This is a genomic window from Sphingomonas sp. CCH9-E2, assembly GCF_001557215.1.
In the GTDB taxonomy this organism is placed as follows: domain Bacteria; phylum Pseudomonadota; class Alphaproteobacteria; order Sphingomonadales; family Sphingomonadaceae; genus Sphingomonas.
On the sequence record NZ_LSJM01000005.1, the window covers coordinates 25,587 to 34,335 of the forward strand.

Below are 8,749 nucleotides of genomic sequence, written 5' to 3' on the forward strand. Positions count from 1 at the left end.
CCTCCCTGCTGTGCAGGGGAGGAATTGGGTCACATCACCCGGCGATAGGCCACGCGCCACATCGCGAGCGCAATGCCCGCCGCCACGACCGCGAGCAACGCGCTGGTGCCGAGCGCGCTGATCCAGCGGAACAGGGTGGTGCGCAGGTCGCTGGTGGGCACGGCGAGGAAGCCGAAGCCATAGGTTTGTGCGCCGACGAACAGGACCAGCGAGATGATCGCGCCGAGCACGGCCGCATGCCAGGCGCGGCGATAGCCAGCAAGGTGGAGGACCAGCCAGAGCGGCCCCCCTGCCCCGGCGATGCCGAGTGCGGAGAAGATCGTGCCGAGTACCCAGGCCGCGGCGAGCGACACCGGCTCGCGCTGCCCCGCCGCGATGACGAGCAGCAGGACGACGATGCCACCCAATGCGCCGCCGAGCGCCAACGCCAGGCCCGCGCGGTCGAGCGTCGTATCGTAATGCGGCGCGGACGCACGCATTGCATGGTCATTCACCAGAAACCCCTCCCCGGTGCGCGCGGCTTAGCATCGCGCGGCAGCGCGGCTCAAGCGCGGAGAATACGGCAGTAACCAAATCCGGGACAGCTTGATGCTGCGCGGGCTTTGCCGCAGGCTTGGCCCAAGGATTTCAAGGGGATTCGCATGGTTCGCTCGTTTCACCGTTTCGCCGCCGTCGGGCTGATCCTCGCCGCCACGCCGCTGGCCGCGCAGGACGTACCGAGCGCGCCAACGCCGCCGGTCGCCGCGAAGAAGCCGCATCAGGTGAAGGCGCCGTTCGGCGCGGTGCGCGAGGACGAATATTACTGGCTGCGCGACGATACGCGCAAGAACCCGGAGATGCTCGCCTATCTCGCCGCCGAAAACGCCTATGCCGACGCGGTGCTCGCCCCGACCAAGCCGATGCAGGAGGCGCTGTTCAAGGAGATTACGGGGCGCATCAAGCAGGACGACAGCAGCGTCCCCTATCTCGACAATGGCTATTATTATTACACGCGGTTCGAGGTCGGCGGCAGCTACCCGATCGTCGCGCGGCGCAAGGGCAGCATGGACGCGCCGGAGGAGATCATCCTCGACCAGCCGGAAATGGCGAAGGGTGCCAATTTCTTCCAGATCGGCAGCAGCGGGGTCGGCCCCGACAATCGCCTGCTGGCCTATGCCGAAGACCGGATCGGGCGGCGGCAGTTCGTACTGAAGGTCAAGGACCTGACTACCGGCAAGACGCTGGAGGACTCGATCCCGAACGTGCAGGCAGGGTTCGCCTGGGGCGGGGATAACAAGACGATCTTCTACATCGAGAAGGACCCGGTCACGCTGCTGGGCAAGCGGGTCAAGGCGCATGTGCTTGGCACCCCGGCGAGCGCCGACCGGCTGATCTATGAGGAGAAGGACGACACCTATTCGCTCGGGCTGGGCACGACGAGTTCGGAGAAGTTCATCTGTATCTATTCGGGCAAGACGGTGAGCGACGAACAGCGCTGTGCGCCGACGGCGAACCCGGTGAAGTTCACCGTGCTGGCGCCGCGCGAGACCGATTTCCTCTATGGCGCGGACCATGTCGGCGACCGCTGGATCATCCGCACCAACTGGAACGCGCCGAACTATCGGCTGATGACAGTGGCCGACAGCGCGACCGGTGCGGGCAAGGCGGCGTGGAAGGACGTCGTCCCGCACAGCGCGAAGGTGTTCATCGAGAATGTGCAGCCGTTCGACCAGTATCTGGCGATCGAGGAGCGGTCGGGCGGCAACAAAAGGCTGCGGCTGCTGGGCAATGACGGCAAGTCGAGCTTTGTCGAGGCGGACGAGCCGGCGTACAGCATGGGGCTGAGCACCAATGCCGAGACCGGAACCGACTGGGTCCGCTATACCTATAATTCGCTGACCACGCCGTCGACGGTGATCGAGGCAAATATGAAGACCGGCGAGCGCCGCACGCTGAAGGTCACGCCGGTGCCGGGATACGACGCGAGCAAATATGTCACCGAGCGGGTGTGGGCGACCGCGCGCGACGGGACGAAGGTACCGGTGAGCCTGGTCTATGCCAAGGGGTTCAAGAAGGACGGCACCGCGCCGCTGTTCCAGTACGCCTATGGCAGCTATGGCTATTCGACCGATCCGGGCTTTTCGCCGATGCTCCCCAGCCTGCTCGACCGGGGGATGGTCTATGCCATCGCGCATATCCGTGGTGGGCAGGAAATGGGCCGCGCCTGGTATGATCAGGGGCGGATGTTCAACAAGAAGAACAGCTTCACCGACTTTATCGACGTGACCCGGTATCTGGTCGATCAGGGCTATGCCAAGAAAGGCCGCGTCGCCGCGATGGGCGGCAGCGCGGGCGGGCTGCTGATGGGCGGCATCACCAACATGGCGCCGCAGGATTATGCCGCGATCGTCAATCTGGTGCCGTTCGTCGATGTGGTGACGACAATGCTCGACCCGACGATCCCGCTGACGACGGGCGAATATGACGAGTGGGGCAATCCGGAGAACAAGGCGAGCTATGACTATATGCTCAGCTACTCGCCCTATGATCAGCTGAAGCGCGGGGCCTATCCGGCGATCTTTGTCGGCACCGGGCTGTGGGACAGCCAGGTGCAATATTATGAGCCGGCCAAATATGTCGCGCGGCTGCGCACGCTGAAGACCGATGCCAACCCGCTGCTGTTCCGCACCAATATGGAGGCCGGGCATGGCGGCAAGTCCGGGCGGTTCGAGCGGTTCAGGGAACAGGCGGAATATCTGGCGTTCGCGCTGGACCAGTTGAAGGTGAAGTAAATCAAAGCCCCTCCCCTTCAGGGGAGGCGCTTCAAAGCGTCGAGCAACCCGGCTAGCGAAGCACCATGGACACCCTCCCCGCCACCGACATCGACGCCGCCGCCGAGCTGGAGCGGCTGGCCGCAGAGATCGCGCGCCACAACGCGCTGTATCACACCGAGGATTCGCCGGAGATCAGCGACGCGGCCTATGACGCGCTGGTCCGGCGCAATGCCGCGATCGAGGCGGCGTTCCCGCATCTGGTGCGCGCGGATTCGCCCTCGAAGCTGGTCGGGGCAGCGCCCGCCGGACATCTCGCCAAGGTGCCGCATGCGCGGGCGATGATGAGCCTCGACAATGCCTTTTCGGACGAAGAGGTCATCGAGTTCGTGCTGCGCGTGCGCCGGTTCCTGTCGCTGGGCGAAGGCGACCGCGTCGCGCTGACCGCCGAACCCAAGATCGACGGGCTGTCCTGTTCGCTGCGCTACGAGAACCGCAGGCTGGTGCTGGCGGCGACGCGCGGCGATGGGCAGGTGGGTGAGAATGTCACCGCCAATGCGCTGACGATCGGCGACATCCCGACCGAACTGCCCGCCGATGCGCCCGATGTGTTCGAGGTGCGCGGCGAGGTGTACATGGCCAAGGAGGATTTCCTGGCGCTCAACGCCAGGCTCGCGGCCGAGGCGGAAGCGAGCGGCAAGGAGGCGCGGCAGTTCGCCAATCCGCGCAACGCCGCCGCCGGATCGCTGCGGCAGAAGGATGCCAGCGTCACCGCCGCGCGGCCGCTGCGCTTCCTGGCGCATGGCTGGGGCGAGACCAGCGCGCTGCCCGGCGAGAGCCAGTTCGCGGTGATGAAGACGATCGAACGCTGGGGCTTTCCGGTCCATCCGCTGTTCGTCGAATGCGTGCAGGTCGAACCCGCGCTGGCGCAATATCGCAAGATCGAGGCGCTGCGTGCCGACCTGCCATTCGACATCGACGGCGTCGTCTACAAGGTCGACCGGCTCGACTGGCAGGAGCGGCTGGGCAGCGTCGGGCGTGCGCCGCGCTGGGCAATCGCGCATAAATTCCCGGCCGAGCGTGCTGAGACGACGCTGCGCGAGATCGACATTCAGGTCGGGCGCACCGGCAAGCTGACCCCCGTGGCGCGGCTGGAGCCGGTCACGGTGGGCGGCGTGGTGGTGACCAATGCGACGCTGCATAATGCCGACGAGATCGAGCGGCTTGGCGTGCGTCCGGGCGACCGGGTGGTGCTGCAGCGCGCGGGCGACGTGATCCCGCAGATCGTCGAGAATCTGACGCGCGACGTCGAGCGGCCGGCGTTCGCATTCCCCACCCATTGCCCGATCTGCCAGTCCGAGGCGACGCGCGAGGAGGGTGAGGTCGATGTGCGCTGCACCGGCGGGCTGATCTGCCCGGCGCAGCGGCTGGAGCGGCTCAAGCATTTCGTCAGCCGCGGCGCGCTCGACATCGAGGGGCTGGGCGAGAAGACAATCGTCGAGTTTCTCGACCTGGGCTGGATCGCCGAACCGGCCGACATCTTCCGCCTGAGCGCGCATCGCGACGCGCTGCTGGGACGCGAGGGGTGGAAGGAGAAGTCGGTCGACAATCTGCTCGCCGCGATCGAGGCGAAGCGGGAGCCGGACGCGGCGCGGCTGTTGTTCGGGCTGGGTATCCGGCACATCGGCAACATCACCGCGCGCGACCTGATGAAGCGGCTGGAGACCCTCCCCGCCCTCGCCGCGCTGGCGGACGAGATCATCGCGCTGCGCGCGTCGATCACCCCTGCGCTGGGCGAGCCCGAGGCGAAGTTCCACGCGCGGCGCGACAAGGCGATCGCCGAGCATATCGGGATCGAGAATGTCGGCGCGGCGGTCGGCCATGCGCTAGCCGACTTTTTCCACGAGCCACACAACCGCGCGGTATGGGACGACCTGCTCGCCGAAGTCACCCCGCCCCGGTTCGTGGTCGAGGCGCGCGACTCGGAAGTGTCGGGCAAGACGGTCGTCTTCACCGGATCGCTCGAAACGCTGAGTCGCGACGAGGCGAAGGCGCAGGCGGAGTCATTGGGTGCGCGGGTGTCGGGTTCGGTGTCGGCCAAGACCGACCTGATCGTAGCGGGTCCGGGCGCCGGGTCGAAGCTCAAAAAGGCCGCAGAACTGGGGATTCGCGTGATCGACGAGGCGGCGTGGAACGAGATTGTTACAGCTGCAAGGTGATGCTTTTTTGCAACGCACAATTCGCTTGATTGAACTGTAACAATTCCGCAAAGAAGCGTCCCCATGGGGCAGCGTAAGACGGTGTAAAGACACCGCTTGTGCAGGCTTTGAACAGCCCATCCTAAGGGGACCAGAATGCGAAACCATCTGCTGATCGGCGCGGCTGTTGCTGCGCTCGCCTTTCCTGCCGCGGCACACGCGCAGTCGACCGGTTCGGTCGATTTCGAGGACGAGGGCGAAATCGTCATCACCGGTACGGCTACCCCCTCGGGCGTCGCCGGCGTGGTCCTTCCCGAGACCAGCAAGGCGAAGGCCGTCCTGACCGACGAGTTCATCCAGCGTGGTGCACCGGGTCAGACGATCAACGACACGATCAACGCGCTGCCGGGCGTCAGCTTCCAGAACAACGATCCGTACGGTTCGTCGGGCGGCACGCTGACCATCCGCGGTTTCGACTCGACCCGCATCAGCCAGACCTTTGACGGCGTTCCGCTGAACGACTCGGGCAACTATGCGCTCTATTCGAACCAGCAGCTCGATCCCGAGCTGATCCAGCAGGTCAACGTCAACCTCGGCTCGACCGACGTGGACAGCCCGACCGCCGCGGCGACCGGTTCGACCGTCAACTATCGTACCCGCGTTCCGGGCGAAGATTTCGGCGTGAAGCTGGTCGGTTCGGCCGGCGATTTCGATTTCATGCGCATTTTCGGCATGGTCGACACCGGTTCGCTGACCGCATCGGGCACCCGCGCGTTCGTTTCGGCGAGCATGGCGCGCAACCATTCGCCGTTCAACAAGGACGCGCAGATCGAGAAGCAGCAGTTCAACGCGCGCCTCTATCAGCCGCTCGGCGACAATGGCGACTTCCTCTCGCTGTCGGGTCACTGGAACCAGAACCGCAACAACTTCCAGGGTTCGGTGCCGCTGCGTACCGACACGGCGGCCGTGACCGGTTCGCGCGTCGTCGGCCCGAACTCGAGCAACCGCTTCCCGATCACCACGGACGAGCGTCAATACACCGTCGCGCGCTGCACGACCCAACAGAACCGCGTCACCGAAACGCCTGCGCAGATCCTCGCGGCTGGCTATGTCGATCCGGATGGTGCGAACAGCTGCGGATCGATCTTCGACGAGCGCTTCAATCCGTCCAACACGGGCAACATCCGCGGCGCATCGAAGTTCACGCTGGGTGAAGGTCTGGTCCTGTCGGTTGACCCGTCGTACCAGTATGTGAAGGCCAATGGCGGCGGCACGGTCGTCGCTCAAGAAGGCCTTCGCGACGTCAACCCGGCGAGCGGCACCGCCAACATCGGCAACTGCGCTCTCACACCCACCTCCGCAACCAATAGCTGCCAGGTCGGCTACATTGCTGGTGTGCCGTATTTCGGTCGCGACCTGAACGGCGACGGGGATGCGCTGGATACCGTTCGTTTGCTGGCGCCGAGCCAGACCCAGACTCACCGTATCGGCGTGATCAGCTCGCTGCGCTGGGACTTCATGGACGGCCAGTCGATCCGTATCGCCTACACCTATGACCGTGCCCGTCACCGTCAGACCGGCGAAGTCGGCTTCCTGCAGGGGAATGGCCAGCCGTTCGACGTGTTCCCGGTCAACGCACCGCTGACTGACCGCAATGGTCGCGTCCTGCAGAAGCGCGACCGCCTGTCGTTCGCGATCCTGCATCAGGTCTCGGGCGAGTATCGCGGCGAGTTCATGGACGGCAACCTGGTGGTCAACGCAGGCATCCGCGCCCCGTTCTTCCGTCGCAACCTGACCAACTATTGCGCCACGTCGAGCGCTGCGGGCTTCGTCGAGTGCTTCACCGACGACGCCGCCGCACAGGCCGCCTATCTCGCGAACGCTGCGACGCAGAACGTTCCGGGCGTCGGCACCTTCCCGATCCAGGGTCCGCAGCAGCGCATCTTCAACTATAACCGCGTGCTGCCGAACGTCGGCTTCACCTACACGCTGATCGACAATCTGGCGCTGTTCGCCAACTATTCGAAGGGTCTGCAGGTTCCGGGTACGGATAACCTGTATAACAGCTTCTACTTCCCGGTGACGGCGGCACAGGCCAAGCCGACGCCGGAAACGTCGGACAACTTCGACCTGGGCGTGCGTTACAACACCAGCATGGTGCAGGTGCAGTTCTCGGGCTGGTACACCAACTACCAGAACCGTCTTGCTTCGGCCTATGATGCGGAGCTGGATCGCACGATCTACCGCAACCTGGGTCAGGTGAAGAAGTGGGGCTTTGACGGCAGCGTCGGCTTCCGTCCGATCCCCGAACTGAGCCTCTACGCCTTCGGTTCGTACCTGAAGTCGGAAATCCAGGAGAACGTCCAGGTTGGCGTGACCACGGCGGCTGGTCCGCTGGGCCCGATCGGCACCCCGATCTTCGCCCAGACCGCTGGCAAGGCCGAAGCTGGCGCGCCGGTTTGGAACTTCGGCGGTGGCGCACAGCTCGATCTGGGTCCGGTGGAACTCGGTACGCGCATCAAGCGCACCGGTCCGCGCTATGTCTACGACACCAACGAGCCGGTTCGTGCGATCGTTTCGGGCACCACCTACGAAGTGTACCCGGCCAAGACGCCGGCCTATACGCTGGTCGACCTGAACGCCCGCGTGAACCTGGAATGGGCCGGTCTGAACGACAAGACCTACTTCCAGCTCAACGTGCTGAACGTGTTCGACGAACTGTGGGTGGGTGGCTTCTCGGGCAACCTGAACCAGGGTCCGACCTTCAACTCGGTCGGCGCGATCACCAACTACGGCAACGCGCCGAACTCGCAGATCGGCTATCCGCGCACGATCATGGGTTCGCTGGTCGTCGGTTTCTGATCGACCCGCTGAGCTGACAGAAACACCGCCGTCCCGGGTGACCGGGGCGGCGGTTTTCTTTTGTGCGGTTACATTCGCGCCGGGGACGGTGCGGGACCGTCGCTCCTTCAGCGCGAAAAGGTGATGCTATCCGATGACTTCGAGGACGGCGGCGCGGGCGATTGCGGCGGCGCGGCGGTCGTCGGGGGTGCGGCGGGCGAACAGCGAAAGCTGCGGGCGGGCCGGACGGAGAATTGGGGTAGGCTGGTGAGCGTGATTACTGAAATTCGGGGTCACTCGGGTTCCTGTCTGGGGATTACATTGGCCTCACGCTCGGCGCGGGCGGTTTCGGTGCGCTGCTGGCGGTCGGCCATGGCGAGCCAGGCGGCCTCGGCACGCAGATTGCGGTCGCGGACATTGTCGAGCGTCGCCGCATCGGCATCGGCGCGGCATTTCGCCGCATTGTCACGATAGGTCAGCGTCTGGGCAGCCATCGGGCGCTCCTGTTTCTGGGGGAACGGCGGGCGGAACGCAGAATGCGCCCCGCCCGTCGCGGATCAGTCGGCGGCCTGCAGGTTCACGGCGGCCATCTTGCCGCGCTTGTCCTGCTCCAGCTCGTAGCTGACGCGCTGGTCCTGGTTCAGCGTCGCCATGCCGGCGCGCTCAACGGCCGAGATGTGGACGAATGCGTCGCCGCCACCATTGTCGGGGGCGATGAAGCCATAGCCCTTGTCCGAATTGAAGAACTTGACGGTTCCGGTGATGCTCATTGGATATTCCTTCTTTAAGCGGCGCGCCCCGATTGGGCGGACCTCGAGCTGCGGAGGCAGGGAAAGAAGGAAGAAGGGGCCGCAAAGCACCGAAGACCGTCGATTTGCGACTGTAGCCGCCCCTATATGCGCGCACTCCCTCGAATTTACAAGGGCGGTGCCCGGGGCGGGGTGAGGCGGTGCCCCTTCC

6 protein-coding genes are annotated in these 8,749 nt (G+C 65.1%); 3 read left to right on the plus strand and 3 right to left on the minus strand.

Annotated elements, in window-relative coordinates; genetic code table 11:
• Positions 1–29: 29 nt before the first annotated feature.
• Complete coding sequence (locus AX681_RS00335; RefSeq protein ID WP_231734835.1) at positions 30–494, minus strand: hypothetical protein; 465 nt, start codon at positions 492–494, stop codon at positions 30–32.
• Between the two features lie 147 nt (positions 495–641).
• Between AX681_RS00335 and AX681_RS00340 the strand changes: the two genes are divergently transcribed.
• The 3 genes from AX681_RS00340 (at position 642) to AX681_RS00350 (ending at position 7,810) form a co-directional block, all read left to right on the plus strand.
• The gene (locus AX681_RS00340; RefSeq protein ID WP_066663730.1) at positions 642–2,771 is read left to right on the plus strand and encodes a S9 family peptidase; all 2,130 of its coding nucleotides are present in this window, start codon (positions 642–644) and stop codon (positions 2,769–2,771) included.
• A gap of 65 nt (positions 2,772–2,836) precedes the next feature.
• Positions 2,837–4,969 (plus strand): NAD-dependent DNA ligase LigA, encoded by a 2,133-nt coding sequence (gene ligA / locus AX681_RS00345; RefSeq protein ID WP_066681504.1) that lies wholly within the window; start codon positions 2,837–2,839, stop codon positions 4,967–4,969.
• Between the two features lie 135 nt (positions 4,970–5,104).
• The gene (locus AX681_RS00350; RefSeq protein ID WP_066658167.1) at positions 5,105–7,810 is read left to right on the plus strand and encodes a TonB-dependent receptor; all 2,706 of its coding nucleotides are present in this window, start codon (positions 5,105–5,107) and stop codon (positions 7,808–7,810) included.
• Positions 7,811–8,082: 272 nt separating this feature from the next.
• On the opposite strand, the gene AX681_RS00355 is transcribed toward AX681_RS00350, so the two are convergent.
• Positions 8,083–8,283, minus strand: a complete 201-nt coding sequence (locus AX681_RS00355; protein WP_066658170.1) for a hypothetical protein — start codon at positions 8,281–8,283, stop codon at positions 8,083–8,085.
• A gap of 63 nt (positions 8,284–8,346) precedes the next feature.
• Entirely contained in the window at positions 8,347–8,559 is a 213-nt protein-coding gene (locus AX681_RS00360) for a cold-shock protein (RefSeq protein WP_066658172.1), read from the minus strand.
• Positions 8,560–8,749 lie beyond the last annotated feature (190 nt).